The 13,478-nt window shown below is 60.4% G+C and carries 15 protein-coding genes; 9 read left to right on the top strand and 6 right to left on the bottom strand.

The annotated features are described in order from the left end of the window. The first annotated feature begins 255 nt into the window (after positions 1–255). Positions 256–1,650 carry a Si-specific NAD(P)(+) transhydrogenase gene (sthA, locus tag QWI20_RS14230; protein WP_122538030.1) on the top strand — a complete coding sequence of 465 codons (1,395 nt, stop codon included), beginning with the start codon at positions 256–258 and terminating at the stop codon, positions 1,648–1,650. Between the two features lie 42 nt (positions 1,651–1,692). On the opposite strand, the gene QWI20_RS14225 is transcribed toward sthA, so the two are convergent. After that, a complete protein-coding gene (locus QWI20_RS14225) occupies positions 1,693–2,415 on the bottom strand; it encodes a glycerophosphodiester phosphodiesterase (RefSeq protein WP_369306040.1) in 723 nt (240 codons plus the stop codon). 60 nt (positions 2,416–2,475) lie between these two features. Next, positions 2,476–3,069 (bottom strand): PilZ domain-containing protein, encoded by a 594-nt coding sequence (locus QWI20_RS14220; RefSeq protein WP_369306039.1) that lies wholly within the window; start codon positions 3,067–3,069, stop codon positions 2,476–2,478. 149 nt (positions 3,070–3,218) lie between these two features. Here QWI20_RS14220 and QWI20_RS14215 point away from each other — a divergent pair, with 149 nt between their 5' ends. From QWI20_RS14215 to queF, 5 genes are all read left to right on the top strand, one after another. After that, the gene (locus QWI20_RS14215; protein WP_108119677.1) at positions 3,219–4,469 is read left to right on the top strand and encodes a lipoprotein-releasing ABC transporter permease subunit; all 1,251 of its coding nucleotides are present in this window, start codon (positions 3,219–3,221) and stop codon (positions 4,467–4,469) included. Between the two features lie 7 nt (positions 4,470–4,476). Then, positions 4,477–5,160, top strand: a complete 684-nt coding sequence (gene lolD / locus QWI20_RS14210; protein ID WP_167355799.1) for a lipoprotein-releasing ABC transporter ATP-binding protein LolD — start codon at positions 4,477–4,479, stop codon at positions 5,158–5,160. Positions 5,161–5,228: 68 nt separating this feature from the next. Then, positions 5,229–6,473: a lipoprotein-releasing ABC transporter permease subunit gene (locus tag QWI20_RS14205; protein ID WP_369306038.1), complete on the top strand. Its 1,245-nt coding sequence runs from the start codon at positions 5,229–5,231 to the stop codon at positions 6,471–6,473. Between the two features lie 3 nt (positions 6,474–6,476). After that, the gene (locus tag QWI20_RS14200; RefSeq protein WP_369306037.1) at positions 6,477–7,016 is read left to right on the top strand and encodes a plastocyanin/azurin family copper-binding protein; all 540 of its coding nucleotides are present in this window, start codon (positions 6,477–6,479) and stop codon (positions 7,014–7,016) included. An 80-nt stretch (positions 7,017–7,096) separates the two neighbouring features. Further along, a complete protein-coding gene (gene queF / locus QWI20_RS14195; protein ID WP_369306036.1) occupies positions 7,097–7,927 on the top strand; it encodes an NADPH-dependent 7-cyano-7-deazaguanine reductase QueF in 831 nt (276 codons plus the stop codon). Between the two features lie 79 nt (positions 7,928–8,006). Here queF and QWI20_RS14190 read toward each other — a convergent pair whose 3' ends face one another. Then, entirely contained in the window at positions 8,007–8,270 is a 264-nt protein-coding gene (locus tag QWI20_RS14190) for a DUF4404 family protein (RefSeq protein ID WP_074885178.1), read from the bottom strand. A 111-nt stretch (positions 8,271–8,381) separates the two neighbouring features. Continuing rightward, positions 8,382–9,017 (bottom strand): HAD family phosphatase, encoded by a 636-nt coding sequence (locus tag QWI20_RS14185; RefSeq protein WP_369306035.1) that lies wholly within the window; start codon positions 9,015–9,017, stop codon positions 8,382–8,384. Between the two features lie 201 nt (positions 9,018–9,218). Between QWI20_RS14185 and QWI20_RS14180 the strand changes: the two genes are divergently transcribed. After that, positions 9,219–9,920 carry a VacJ family lipoprotein gene (locus QWI20_RS14180; protein ID WP_369306034.1) on the top strand — a complete coding sequence of 234 codons (702 nt, stop codon included), beginning with the start codon at positions 9,219–9,221 and terminating at the stop codon, positions 9,918–9,920. Between the two features lie 97 nt (positions 9,921–10,017). Here QWI20_RS14180 and QWI20_RS14175 read toward each other — a convergent pair whose 3' ends face one another. After that, entirely contained in the window at positions 10,018–10,317 is a 300-nt protein-coding gene (locus QWI20_RS14175) for a PilZ domain-containing protein (RefSeq protein ID WP_192174294.1), read from the bottom strand. A gap of 264 nt (positions 10,318–10,581) precedes the next feature. Here QWI20_RS14175 and rssB point away from each other — a divergent pair, with 264 nt between their 5' ends. Both rssB and rssC read left to right on the top strand, forming a co-directional pair. Further along, the gene (gene rssB, locus QWI20_RS14170) at positions 10,582–11,763 is read left to right on the top strand and encodes a two-component system response regulator RssB (RefSeq protein WP_282372705.1); all 1,182 of its coding nucleotides are present in this window, start codon (positions 10,582–10,584) and stop codon (positions 11,761–11,763) included. Further along, positions 11,763–12,245: an anti-sigma factor antagonist RssC gene (rssC, locus tag QWI20_RS14165; protein WP_037009276.1), complete on the top strand. Its 483-nt coding sequence runs from the start codon at positions 11,763–11,765 to the stop codon at positions 12,243–12,245. Before rssB ends, rssC begins: the two co-directional genes overlap by 1 nt. A 102-nt stretch (positions 12,246–12,347) precedes the next feature. Here the strand turns inward: rssC and tal are convergent, their stop codons facing one another. Beyond that, on the bottom strand, positions 12,348–13,274 hold the full coding sequence (tal, locus tag QWI20_RS14160) for a transaldolase (protein ID WP_369306033.1): 927 nt from the start codon (positions 13,272–13,274) through the stop codon (positions 12,348–12,350). Positions 13,275–13,478 lie beyond the last annotated feature (204 nt).

Genomic DNA, 13,478 nt, shown 5'->3' with positions numbered 1-13,478 from the left:
GACGTGCGATTTTTTTAGGATTCGTCACGCAAGGGATTTATCATCCGCAGCAATTCTGCAGTCGAGTAAGGTTTCCGCCCCTCGACCGGCGACAGTGCAGTGAAGTCTGCCGAGGGACGCGACCAAGGGTTAATGGTCGTTTGCCCTCGGTGCGACTAGACTGCGCCGCGAGTTTCGATCCTTCATGCCGCCCGGAGCGGCATGATTCAGCCAGAGGCACCAGAGTGGTGGCTCGGCCAGTTCTGAGGAGTACGCATGGCTGTCTACAACTACGACGTGGTAGTGCTGGGTTCGGGCCCGGCGGGTGAAGGCGCGGCAATGAACGCTGCCAAGGCCGGGCGTAAGGTGGCAATGGTCGACAGCCGTCGGCAGGTCGGCGGCAACTGCACGCACCTGGGCACGATCCCGTCGAAGGCCCTGCGTCACTCGGTCAAACAGATCATTCAGTTCAACACCAACCCGATGTTCCGGGCCATTGGCGAGCCACGCTGGTTCTCGTTCCCGGACGTTCTGAAGAACGCCGAGAAGGTCATCAACAAGCAAGTGGCGTCGCGCACCGGTTACTACGCGCGCAACCGTGTCGACGTGTTCTTCGGCACCGGCAGCTTCGCCGACGAGCGCAGCATTGATGTCGTGTGCAACACCGGCGTCGTGGAAAAGCTGGTTGCCAACCAGATCATCATCGCCACCGGCTCGCGGCCTTATCGGCCCGCCGATATCGACTTTTCCCACAAGCGCATCTACGACAGCGACACCATCCTCAGCCTGGGTCACACCCCGCGCAAACTGATCATCTACGGTGCAGGCGTCATCGGCTGCGAATACGCGTCGATTTTCAGTGGCCTCGGCGTCGAGATCGAACTGATCGACAACCGTGACCAACTGCTGAGCTTCCTCGACTCGGAAATCTCCCAGGGCCTGAGCTATCACTTCAGCAACAACAACGTGATGGTTCGCCACAACGAGGAGTACGAGCGCGTTGAAGGGCTGGACAACGGTGTGATCCTGCACCTCAAGTCCGGCAAGAAGGTCAAGGCCGACGCCTTGCTGTGGTGTAACGGCCGTACCGGCAACACCGACAAGCTGGGTCTGGAAAACGTCGGCATCAAGGCCAACGGTCGCGGTCAGATCGATGTCGACGAAGCCTACCGCACCAGCCAGCCGAACATTTATGGCGCAGGCGACGTGATCGGCTGGCCGAGTCTGGCCAGTGCGGCGTATGACCAGGGTCGGTCGGCCTCGGGCAGTGCGGTGGACAACGGCGCGTGGCGCTTCGTCAACGACGTGCCGACCGGGATCTACACCATCCCCGAGATCAGCTCCATCGGTCAGAACGAACACGACCTGACCGTGGCCAAAGTGCCGTACGAAGTGGGCAAGGCGTTTTTCAAGAGCATGGCCCGCGCGCAGATTTCCAACGAGCCGGTCGGCATGCTGAAGATCCTGTTTCACCGGGAAACCCTGCAGATCCTCGGCGTGCACTGCTTCGGCGACCAGGCATCGGAGATCGTGCACATCGGTCAGGCGATCATGAATCAGCCGGGCGAGGCGAACACCATCAAGTATTTCGTCAACACCACGTTCAACTACCCGACCATGGCCGAGGCCTATCGGGTCGCGGCGTACGACGGCCTCAACCGGCTTTTTTGAGCGGCTCCGGCCGGTGGCCTGAGCCGGCCGGGGAGACCGATTTCAGTACTTCCCAAGGGTGGCGCTGGCCAAACCGGGAAAGTCTGTAATCAGGCTGTCAACGCCGAAGTCGGCGAGTCTGCGCATCAGTGCCGGCTCGTTGACTGTCCACACCGACACATGCAGGCCCTGATTCTGGGCTTTCTTCAAGCGCTCGGGCGTGCACAGCGTCCAGTTCAGCGCGAGTATCTCGCAGCCATAGCCCTGGGCGACTTTCAGCGGGTCGAGCCAGGCGTATTCCGCCACCAGCCCACGTGAAAGGTCCGGCGTCAGCTCCAGTGCGGCGCGAAGCACTTCCCGGGAACTGGATGTGATTGTCACTTTATCCAGCAATCCGTGGCGCTGAGCCATTTCGCGAATCGCCAGCACGGTGGTCGCCGCGCGGGTGCGTGACGCGCTTTTGACTTCCAGCTGCCAGTGATCGAAGGGGCATTTCTCGAACAGTTCTTCCAGACGGGGAATGGGGCAGGGCTGCACCCAGCCCGGTCCACCCTTGCGCGCGTCGTAGGTCACCAGATCGGCGGCATCGTGTTCGACGACTTTGCCGCGCCGGTCGGTGGTGCGCTTGAGTGTAGGGTCATGGATCACCATCAGCTCGCCATCGCGGGACAGGTGCAGATCCAGTTCGCAACGTTTGACGCCGTGTTTGAGGCATTCCTGAAAGCTGTTCAGGGTGTTTTCCGGTGCTTCGCCCTTGGCGCCGCGGTGGCCGTAAATAAAGGTCACAATCACTCCTTGGTACGCATGGCGCGGGAATAAGTCGCTCTGAAATAAGTCGCGCTGGAATCAGTTCGGCCTTACGTCGGGGTCACTTTGCTCACGGGCCAGTCGCCTCTGAGCGGCTTGTCGTTGCAGGATGTGTCGGGCCAGCAGCTGGCGCTGGGCATCGGTGAGGTCGATCCACTCCGTGCCGACGTCAAAATCGCCAATGGTCAGGGCATGGCACTGCGTCACCCGTGCGCGCAGCATCATCCCGGAAGCCTGGGGCATCAGCACCATTTTCACCGACAGCAGGGTGCCGGGCTGGAAGGGTTGAGGGGTTTCAAATTGCAGGCCACCCTCGGACATGATCACGCGCTGCGGGGCGCCGAGCTTGCCCAGTGCGGTATGCGCAACCACTTGGCCGAGCAGGTCGATGCGTTTGCTCATGGCCCGAAGGAAGCTGTTGGTGGTGCGGTCACGATCATCCAGCTGACGCAGCAGATGCTGGGATTCGAACTCGGCGACGTGCAATTCGCTCAGCAGATCGAAGAGCGTGGACGTGTCGTGATGGCCAGGTTCATCTCCCGTGTCGGGGCCGGCGATGCGGTTAATTTCCAGTGCGACGCTGTCCTCGATACGGTAGTATTCGCGGCGTTCTTCTTCATCTAGTGTCGGCATGGCGAACCCATGGTAGCGGCGGTTGTCAGAGTGATTGCTCAAGATCATAGCTCAGCTTCCCGAGCATGATTCGGCTGTGATTCGAGTGTAAAGCCGCTTGCCCCAGGCCCGCCACAAGCACGTTCCCATTCCTCCGAACAAGCGCCTAAATGTTCAGACCTCTTTTTGTATTCATCGGCACGCGCTACACCCGTGCAAAGCGCCGTAATCACTTTGTCTCCTTCATTTCCCTGACGTCGATGATCGGCCTCGCCCTGGGCGTGGTCGTGATGATCGTCGTGCTGTCGGTCATGAACGGCTTCGACCATGAGATGCGCACCCGCGTGCTGGGCATGGTGCCCCACGCCACCATCGAGTCCGGCGAACCGATCAATGACTGGCAGGCCCTGGCCGCCCGGGTCAAACAGAACAAACAGGTCGAAGCCGTTGCGCCGTTCACCCAGATGCAAGGCCTGCTGACCAACAACGGCAATGTGCAGAAAATCCTGCTCAACGCCATCGATCCGGCGCAGGAGCGCAAGGTGTCGATCATCGACGGCTTCATGAAGCAGGGCAGCCTCGACGATCTGGTCGCGGGCGGGTTCGGCGTGGTGATCGGCGACAAGGCCGCGACCAAGCTCGGTGTCGGCATGGGCGACAAAGTCACTTTCGTCTCCCCGGAAGTCACTGTGACCCCGGCCGGCATGTTCCCGCGCATGAAGCGCTTCACCGTGGTCGGCATCTTTCATGTCGGCGCCGGCGAGCTGGACGGCTACCTGGGCGTCACCAACCTGCAGGACCTGGCGCGGCTGCACCGCTGGAAGCCGGATCAGGTTCAGGGCTTGCGCCTGAAATTCACCGATCTGTTCAAGGCACCACGCACCGCGTACGAAATCGCCCAGAATCTCGGCGAGCACCAGTATTACTCCCGCGACTGGACGCGCACCCACGGCAACCTCTATCAGGCGATCGGTATGGAAAAATCCATCATCGGCCTGCTGCTGCTGCTGATCGTGGCGGTCGCGGCGTTCAACATCATTTCCACGCTGGTGATGGTGGTCAACGACAAGCGCGGTGACATCGCCATCCTTCGCACGCTGGGCGCGACCCCGGGCCAGATCATGGCGATCTTCATGGTCCAGGGCACGGTCATTGGCGTGGTCGGCACGCTGATCGGCGCCGGCGTCGGCATTCTCGCGGCCCTCAATGTCAGTTCGGCGATTTCCGCGCTGGAAGGTTTGATCGGCCACAAGTTCCTCAATGCGGATGTCTACTTCATCGACTATCTGCCTTCGCAATTGATGGCCCAGGACGTGCTGCTGGTATGCGGCGCGGCGCTGGTCCTGAGTTTCCTCGCCACCCTGTATCCAGCCTGGCGTGCTGCGCGCACCCAGCCGGCGGAGGCGCTACGTTATGAGTGAGTCGGGCATGAGTGATAAAGCTGTACTGAGCTGCCGCAACCTGGGCAAATCCTACGAGGAGGGTCCGGAATCCGTGGTCGTGCTGTCCGGGCTGCAACTGGAATTGCACCCGGGCGAACGCGTGGCGATCGTCGGCAGTTCGGGATCGGGCAAAAGTACTTTGCTCAACCTGCTCGGCGGCCTCGACACGCCCACCGAAGGCAGCGTCTGGCTGGCCGGTGAAGAGCTCTCGGCGCTGAACGAGAAAGCCCGCGGCCTGCTGCGCAATCGCGCCCTGGGCTTCGTCTATCAGTTCCACCACTTGCTGGCCGAGTTCACGGCGCTGGAAAACGTCTGCATGCCATTGTTGATTGGCAAGACGCCGATTCCGGAAGCCCGTCAGCGTGCAACCGCGCTGTTGGAGCGGGTAGGGCTCAAGCACCGCCTGGCGCACAAGCCGTCGGAGTTGTCGGGTGGCGAACGTCAGCGGGTGGCGATTGCCCGCGCTCTGGTGAACCAGCCGGGTCTGGTGATGCTCGACGAGCCCACCGGCAACCTCGATTCGCATACCGCACAAGGGATTCAGGACCTGATGCTGGAACTCAGCACGTCGTCGCGCACCGCGTTTCTGGTGGTGACCCACGACATGACGCTGGCCCGGCAGATGGACCGCGTGTGGCGTCTCGAAGAAGGTCGTCTGGTCGAAGCCTGACCCGTGCAACCGGTGTCTCTCGGGCATCGGCTTTTTACTTTTAGCTGCTTAGTTACGGTGCTCCACGAATGTTCAGACCGTTATCCATCTTTATCGGTACGCGCTACACGCGGGCCAAGCGTCGCAACCACTTCATCTCGTTCATTTCCATGACCTCGATGATCGGGCTGGCGCTGGGCGTGCTGGCGATGATCGTGGTGCTGTCCGTGATGAACGGTTTCCAGCAGGAAATGAGTTCGCGGATCCTCGGCATGGTCCCCCATGCAGTGATCTCTGGCGTGAAGCCGCTGGACGACTGGCAGCCCGCTGCGAAGGCGTCGCTGAAAGACCCGCAGGTGACGGCCGCCGTGCCGTTCACTGAAATGGACGGCATGCTGTCGTACAAAGGTTCGATGCAGCCGATTCAGATCAACGGCGTCGACCCGGCCCTGGAATCCAAAGTCTCCATCGTGACCCAGCATATCGTGCAGGGCCGGCTGCAGGACTTGAAGGCCGGTGAGTTTGGGGTGGTGATCGGTGAAATCACCGCCCGGCGCTTTCGCCTGAACGTCGGCGACAAACTGACACTGATCGTCCCGGAAATCAGCAGTGCCCCGGGTGGCATCACCCCGCGCCTGCAGCGTTTGACGGTGGTTGGCGTGTTCAAGGTCGGCGCTGAGCTGGACGGTTCCATGGCGCTGGTCAACGTGGCCGATGCCGCCGTGATCCAGCGCTGGCAGCCCAATCAGGTGCAGGGTGTGCGCTTGGCGCTGACCGATCTGTACGCCGCGCCGCAGGTGTCGACGGCCATCGCCGCCGGACTCGGTCCGGACTACAAGGCGGATGACTGGACCCACAGCCAGGGCAGCCTGTTCAGCGCGATGAAGATGGAAAAGACCATGATCGGTCTGCTGTTGCTGATGATCGTTGCCGTGGCGGCGTTTAACATCATCGCCACGCTGATCATGGTGGTAAACGATAAGGGCGCCGACATCGCGATCCTGCGCACCATCGGCGCGACACCGGGCCAGATTATGAGCATTTTCATGGTTCAGGGCACCGTCATCGGCATCGTCGGTACCGTGATCGGCGGCGTGCTGGGCGTGATTGCAGCGATTAACGTCAGCCAGATCGTCGGCTGGGTCGAGCGCGTGACGGGCCAGCACATCTTCACGTCGGACGTGTACTTCATCAGCAATCTGCCGTCGAAGCTCGAAGGCAGTGACGTGGCGCTGATCTGCAGTGCCGGGTTTATCCTCAGCTTCCTGGCAACGATCTACCCGGCCTACCGCGCCGCTCAGATCCAGCCGGCCCACGCCTTGCGCTACGAATAGGAAATGACGATGACCCGTCTTTTCGCCATTGCCCTGTTGCTGGGTGCAAGCCTCCCGGCGCAGGCGTCACCCGGCGAGCATTTCGCCTTCGGTCATCCCGCCGATGCGGCTCAGGCAACGCGCACGGTTGAAGTGACCCTGGGCGATATCTACTTTGAGCCTAAATCGCTGGACGTAAAAAAGGGCGAGACCGTGCGCTTCGTGCTGGTCAACAAGGGCCGCCTGTTGCACGAGTTCAACCTCGGTGATGCAGCCATGCATGCGGCGCATCAGCATGAAATGCTGAAAATGACGGCCAGCGGCATGCTCACCCCGACCGGCATGAAGCACGACATGGCCGGGATGGATCACGGCATGGCGCATGGCTCGGAGCAGGGCGCCGGGAGCATGAAACATGACGATCCCAACAGCGTGCTGGTCGAACCGGGCAAAACCGCCGAGCTGACCTGGACGTTCACCGACGCCACGGGCCTGGAGTTCGCCTGCAATATCCCCGGGCATTACCAGGCGGGCATGGTCGGCAAGGTGGCGATCAGTCAGTAAACGCTGAAAACCCGGTCCGAACCCGATAAACTTCGCGGCCTTGGTTTTTAACAGCCGCTTTTTAAGGTTCAGGTCCCGCCATGCATCCCGCAGCCGAACACTCGCCGCTGGGCAAGTCCAGCGAGTACATCGCCACCTACACGCCGTCTCTGCTGTTCCCGATTCCGCGCGCTGCCAAATGGGCAGAGCTTGGGCTGACCGCCGAGACGCTGCCTTATCAGGGTGTCGATTTCTGGAATTGCTACGAGCTGTCCTGGCTGATGCCGTCGGGCAAGCCGGTGGTGGCTATCGGTGAGTTCAGCATTCCGGCGGACTCGGCCAATATCATCGAATCCAAGTCGTTCAAGCTCTACCTCAATTCGCTCAATCAGACCGCGTTTGCGTCTGAATCCGAGCTGATCGCCACGCTGGAGAAGGATCTGTCGGCTGCCGCGGGCAAGCCGGTGGGGGTGCGCGTTCGCAGCCTCAAGGACATCGAGGCCGAGGGTATCGTCGCGGTGCCGGGTTTGTGCGTGGATGACCTTGACGTGAGCATTTCAAGCTACGACCGTCCTCAACCTGAACTGCTGCGCTGCGATGAGTCGAGAGTGGTAGACGACGCGCTGCACAGCCATTTGCTTAAATCCAACTGCCCGGTGACGAGCCAGCCGGACTGGGGCAGCGTTGCGGTTGAATACCGTGGCGCGGCGCTTGATCACGCAAGTTTCCTGGCCTACATCGTCAGCTTCCGCCAGCATTCGGATTTCCACGAGCAGTGCGTGGAGCGCATCTTCATGGACCTGCAGCGCTTGCTGAAGCCCGAGAAACTGACGGTGTACGCGCGTTACGTGCGCCGCGGCGGGCTGGACATCAACCCCTACCGCAGCACTGAAACACTGACGCTGGAGAACGGACGTCTCGCGCGGCAGTAATTTCTCACTCATGTTCTGCAAGTGAACGCACCGTGGGAGCGACCGGCTTGGCGCTCTCACATGAATGGGAAGGGATGATTCAGATCCCCATGCTGCCCAGTGTGACCAATACATTGCGCAGGGTGCCGGCAATGGTGGGGTGATCGACTTCAAAGCGCTCGACCGCCAGGTTGACGCCATCGGAGATACTCGGGTCTTGAGAGACTGTCTCGAGTTCGATCTGCGCCTGGATCTGCTCCATGACCTCGGTCAGATTCCCGCGCTCCTCCAGCGTCAGCTGCGGATTCTGCTCGAGCTGCTCGCGCAGCGTGTTGAGTTGTAGTTGCAAGTCACTGACGGACATGGGGTGTTCCTTAATCTGATTAGTCTCTCGATGGACCGCAATGCGCAGGCAAAGGTCCTTTACGGTCATAGACTAATCCACTCCAGCCCGCTGTGCATGACGCCAGTCAGATCAAGGCTTTTCCGACTTCTGCCGGCGGAGCGTGATATCCGCCAGACACGACTCCAGTTCGCCCAGGTGATCGATGACCGAATGCGCGCCGGCGGCATACAGCTCAAGGGTGGCGCGGCCCCGACGGCGCTCGCGATCCAGGTCGCTCAACGCCTCCCATTGCTCGGGTGACAAACCGCACAGCGGCCCGCAGGACGCCAGCCCGACCGTCCACAGTCCTGCGTTGATCCCGGCCATCAGCAGACGCGGATCGCCGCTGACCAGCACACAGCCGTCCAGTTGCTGGACGCCAAGAGTCATCAGCGCCTGCCAGCACGCATCAGGCGCTGGCCAGCGGTTGGTCGGCGCGGGAGTAGGAACAATCAAGCTGCTGAGTGGCGCAGCCAGTTGATCGGTGATAGAGGAGGGGTATTCATCGATCCAGGCGCAGGGAATGCCGTGCTGCTTGAGATGCTTCAGCGCATTGATCGCACCGGGCGCCAGTGCTGCAAAGGGTTGGGCGTCCTGGGAGACAAGGGACTTGCCATCACTGGCAAGCAGCGTGCGCGTCTGGGCGCCGAAGTCGACGAGGCATCCGCTCAACCCGAACAATACAGCGGTGAACGACGGAGCAGCGACGGCAACCGGGGCGAGCATGGCATTCCCTCTCAAAGCCGTTGACGCTAAGGGATTGTCATGACAAATCGATGACTGAACGATGACAGTGATTCAGGAGGTTTATTGCCCTACAAAACACCGACCATTTCAGCGACGTAAATAGTCACAGAAGGCTTTATACTCTCGCCTTTGGTTTGGGGCGTAGCGCCCGCTTCATTACTTTGACTGGGAGTCTCAGCTATGCCCGAGAACGGTGCAGGCTTTATCAATCGTCTGGTTCGAACATGCGTGTGGGCCAGCCTGGCCGTGGCGCCGATGGCTGCAAACGCGGCGGACGAAGATCCGTGGGAAGGCGTCAACCGTGCGATTTTCCGTTTTAACGACACCGTCGACACCTACGCGCTGAAACCCATTGCCCAAGGCTATGAGTTCATCACGCCGCAGTTCCTCGAAGACGGCATCCACAACATGTTCAAGAACGTCGGCGAAGTGACCAACTTTGCCAACGATGTGCTCCAGGCCAAGCCTGAGGCAGCCGGCGTCGACACCGCCCGCCTGATCTTCAACACCACTTTCGGCCTGCTCGGCTTCTTCGACGTCGGCACCAAGATGGGCCTGCAGCGCAACGACGAAGACTTCGGCCAGACCCTCGGCCACTGGGGCGTGCCCAGCGGTCCGTTCGTAATGGTGCCACTGCTCGGTCCAAGTACCGTGCGTGACGCGTTCGCCAAATACCCGGACACCTACACTCAGCCTTGGCGTTACATCGATCACGTGCCGACGCGCAACACTGCGCTGGGCGTGAGCGTTGTCGACACTCGCGCCAGCCTGCTGTCGGCTGAAAAGCTGATCAATGGTGACAAGTACATCTTCATCCGCAACGCTTACCTGCAGAATCGCGAGTTCAAGGTCAAAGACGGTAAGGTCGTCGACGACTTCTGATCCGGCCGGTCTGCAAAACGATGCTAAAAAGGCGACCTAAGGGTCGCCTTTTTATTTTCGCTATTTTTCGAAAATGTGACGGAGTTCCGTGCTGCCGTCACTTCATCGCCAGAATCGTCAGCCCCAGTTTCTGCTCGCCGCCGTCGATGTCGGCGATCCAGACCACTTCGGTATCGGCCTCCAGGCCCTTGAGCGCAGCGTGCTCGGAATCGATGCTCACGCTGATCTTGTCGCCCACCTGAAACGAGCGGGGCGCCTGTATCTGCATGCCTGAGCTGGAGAGATCCACGCAGACCGCCGGGATAATCTGGCCGGCGTAGATCAGGTTGATGTCCGCATCGACCCGCATGCGAATGTAATCCCGTTTTTCTTCGTAATCGCGATCGAGCTGGCCCATGGCACATCCTTTGTTTTGATTGCTGATTTAACGGTTCTTATAACTCCGGGTGATTTGCGATGTAAAGACACCGCTCGGCAGCGGGGCCCGCTTGAAACGCCAGGCGGATGGGAGTACCGTCTGCGCCTTGAAGGGCAGCTCTGTCATGTGAAGCGTTTGACCAAAAGTCCGCTACCTGAGCCAGAGAGGCTAGAAGCGAATCCAGTACGCGGGCTGACTGCAACCAGCCGCCTACGCCAACCTAATCTGGCGCCGTTTGCCCACATGCAAAAAACCAGTGCCACGCTGCTGATCATCGATGACGACGAAGTAGTGCGCGCGAGTCTCGCAGCCTATTTGGAAGACAGCGGGTTCAGCGTTCTGCAAGCCGGTAATGGCCTGCAGGGTCTACAGACTTTCGAGCAGGAAAAGCCCGATCTGCTGATCTGCGATCTGCGCATGCCGCAGGTGGGCGGTCTCGAACTGATTCGTCAGGTCACCAGCCTCGCGCCGGAAACGCCGGTCATTGTGGTGTCTGGCGCCGGCGTCATGAGCGATGCCGTCGAAGCACTGCGCCTTGGCGCTGCCGATTACCTGATCAAACCCCTCGAAGACCTTGCCGTGCTGGAGCACTCTGTCAGACGCGCGCTGGATCGGGCGCGCCTGCTCCACGAGAACCAGGAATACCGACAGAAGCTGGAGACCGCCAACCGCGAGCTCGAGGCCAGTCTGCATTTGCTGCAGGAAGACCAGGACGCAGGCCGTCAGGTGCAGATGAACATGCTGCCCACCAGCCCCTGGGCCATCGACGCGTTCGAATTCGAACATGAGATCATTCCGTCGCTGTACCTGTCGGGCGATTTCGTGGATTATTTTCGGGTCGATGAGCGACGTGTTGCGTTTTATCTGGCGGACGTGTCCGGCCATGGCGCATCGTCAGCGTTCATCACTGTGCTGTTGAAGTTCATGACCACGCGCCTGCTGTTCGAGTCCAAGCGCGGCGGCAGTCTGCCGGAGTTCAAGCCGTCCGACGTGCTGGGCCACATCAATCGCGGGCTGATCAGCTGCAAGCTGGGCAAGCACGTGACGATGGTGGGCGGCGTGATCGACGAGGAAACCGGGCAATTGACCTACAGCGTCGGCGGTCATCTGCCGCTGCCGGTGTTCTACACCCCGGGCGACACGCATTACCTTGAGGGCCGCGGTCTGCCCGTCGGGCTGTTCAACGAAGCGACTTACACGGATCACGTCATCGACCTGCCCGAGTCCTTTAGTCTGACGCTGCTGTCCGATGGCATTCTGGACCTTCTGCCAGGTGATACACTCAAAGAGAAAGAAGCCAACTTGCCCGAACTGGTCAAGGCGGCGGGGGGCAGCCTGGATGGTCTGCGCCAGACGTTTGGATTGGCCACGCTAGGGGAGATGCCGGATGATATCGCCTTGTTAGTGTTGAGCAGGAACCTTTAATGAGTACCGGTAGAATCCAGTTCGCCGAGCAAGACGGCACATTCGTCCTCAAGTTTGTGGGCGAAGTGCGTCTGACACTGTGCTCGGCGTTGGATGCGACAATTGAGCGGATCTTCACCTCGATGAACTTTTCGACGGTGGTCATCGATCTGACCGAAACCCGCAGCATCGACAGCACGACCCTCGGTCTGCTGGCCAAGCTGTCGATCCTCTCGCGCCAGAAGGCCGGGTTGTTGCCGACAGTCGTGACCACCCACGAAGACATCACGCGCCTGTTGCAGTCCATGGGCTTCGATCAGGTGTTCAACATCGTCGGTCGGCCGATTCCGCGTCCTGAGGCCCTGAGCGACCTGCCTAGCCAGGATCAGTGCGAAGACGTGGTCAAGGCCAAAGTGCTTGAGGCCCACAAGATCCTCATGGGCTTGAACGATTCGAACCGCGAAGCCTTCCGTGATCTGGTCAACGCGCTGGAACACCAGTAGCAACGCCATCAGTAAGATCAGTAACACGCCCCGGTCCTGAACCGAGGCAATAAAAAAGGGCGGCACCCTCACAGGTGCCGCCCTTTTTACATCCCTGACGCGTTAGGCTTTGGCCGACAGCATCTTTTCCAGTGCCACCTGGTCACGGGCGAACTGACGAATGCCTTCGGCCAGTTTCTCGGTGGCCATGGCGTCTTCGTTGGAAGCCCAGCGGAACTGGCTTTCGTTGAGGGTCACCCGTGGCTCGCCGCCATTGCCTGGCTTGAGTTTCTGCACCAGCGTGCCGTTGTCTTCTGCCAGCTTCTGCAGCAGGTCAGGGCTGATGGTCAGACGGTCGCAGCCAGCCAGTTCTTCGATCTGGCTGAGGTTACGGAAACTGGCGCCCATGACCACGGTCTTGTAGTCGTTGGCCTTGTAGTAGTTGTAGATGCGGGTCACTGACTGCACGCCCGGATCTTCTGCACCGACGTAGTCTTTGCCTTCGGCTTTCTTGTACCAGTCGTAGATGCGACCCACGAATGGCGAGATCAGGAACACGCCGGCGTCGGCACAGGCCTGAGCCTGAGCGAAAGAAAACAGCAGGGTCAGGTTGCACTGGATGCCTTTCTTTTCCAGCACCTCAGCGGCCTTGATGCCTTCCCAGGTGGACGCCAGCTTGATCAGGATACGGTCGCGACCGATGCCGAAATCTTCGTACAAACCGACGATGCGGTCGGCGCGTTCGATGCAGGCCTGGGTGTCGAACGACAGGCGCGCGTCCACTTCGGTGGAAACGCGGCCCGGGACCACTTTCAGAATTTCACGGCCGATGGCGACGGCGAAACGGTCGCTGGCGACGTTGATGTCGTTGTTGCTGCCGGCGAACGCTTCTTTCAACCGGTCGCTGTTGCTCTCGCTGGAAGCAGCCTTGAGCAAGAGGGAAGGGTTGGTGGTGGCGTCGACGGGCTTGAGTTTTTCGATGGCAGCGAAATCGCCGGTGTCGGCCACGACGGTGGTGAATTGCTTGAGTTGTTCCAGCTTGGAAGTCATGAGCGTGCTCTGTCCTGTGGTTGTGCTGACATTACCCGAGCGCCGCCGGTCACTCAAGGGCGTAAACCGCGACAGACACGCCGGTTTAGACGCCTGCGTTTGCGCAAACGGCCTGCCTGCGCGTCAGCCATGATCCGGGCGATCCGAGCTTTTTACAAAGGGCGGCGCGGGGTCATGGTCTGTCGGTTCCCGAGGAGGGCGGAT

It is taken from the genome of Pseudomonas sp. W2-17, from assembly GCF_041060445.1.
Lineage (GTDB): Bacteria > Pseudomonadota > Gammaproteobacteria > Pseudomonadales > Pseudomonadaceae > Aquipseudomonas.
Note: the sequence above shows the minus strand (reverse complement) of the source record. Positions and strands in the feature narration are given on the sequence as shown.

Coding starts and splice junctions, on each gene's coding strand:
- sthA (WP_122538030.1), top strand. CDS start 256: ATGGCTGTCTACAACTACGACGTGGTAGTGCTGGGTTCGGGCCCGGCG.
- QWI20_RS14220 (WP_369306039.1), bottom strand. CDS start 3,069: ATGCCGACACTAGATGAAGAAGAACGCCGCGAATACTACCGTATCGAG.
- QWI20_RS14215 (WP_108119677.1), top strand. CDS start 3,219: ATGTTCAGACCTCTTTTTGTATTCATCGGCACGCGCTACACCCGTGCA.
- lolD (WP_167355799.1), top strand. CDS start 4,477: ATGAGTGATAAAGCTGTACTGAGCTGCCGCAACCTGGGCAAATCCTAC.
- QWI20_RS14205 (WP_369306038.1), top strand. CDS start 5,229: ATGTTCAGACCGTTATCCATCTTTATCGGTACGCGCTACACGCGGGCC.
- QWI20_RS14200 (WP_369306037.1), top strand. CDS start 6,477: ATGACGATGACCCGTCTTTTCGCCATTGCCCTGTTGCTGGGTGCAAGC.
- queF (WP_369306036.1), top strand. CDS start 7,097: ATGCATCCCGCAGCCGAACACTCGCCGCTGGGCAAGTCCAGCGAGTAC.
- QWI20_RS14190 (WP_074885178.1), bottom strand. CDS start 8,270: ATGTCCGTCAGTGACTTGCAACTACAACTCAACACGCTGCGCGAGCAG.
- QWI20_RS14185 (WP_369306035.1), bottom strand. CDS start 9,017: ATGCTCGCCCCGGTTGCCGTCGCTGCTCCGTCGTTCACCGCTGTATTG.
- QWI20_RS14180 (WP_369306034.1), top strand. CDS start 9,219: ATGCCCGAGAACGGTGCAGGCTTTATCAATCGTCTGGTTCGAACATGC.
- QWI20_RS14175 (WP_192174294.1), bottom strand. CDS start 10,317: ATGGGCCAGCTCGATCGCGATTACGAAGAAAAACGGGATTACATTCGC.
- rssB (WP_282372705.1), top strand. CDS start 10,582: ATGCAAAAAACCAGTGCCACGCTGCTGATCATCGATGACGACGAAGTA.
- rssC (WP_037009276.1), top strand. CDS start 11,763: ATGAGTACCGGTAGAATCCAGTTCGCCGAGCAAGACGGCACATTCGTC.
- tal (WP_369306033.1), bottom strand. CDS start 13,274: ATGACTTCCAAGCTGGAACAACTCAAGCAATTCACCACCGTCGTGGCC.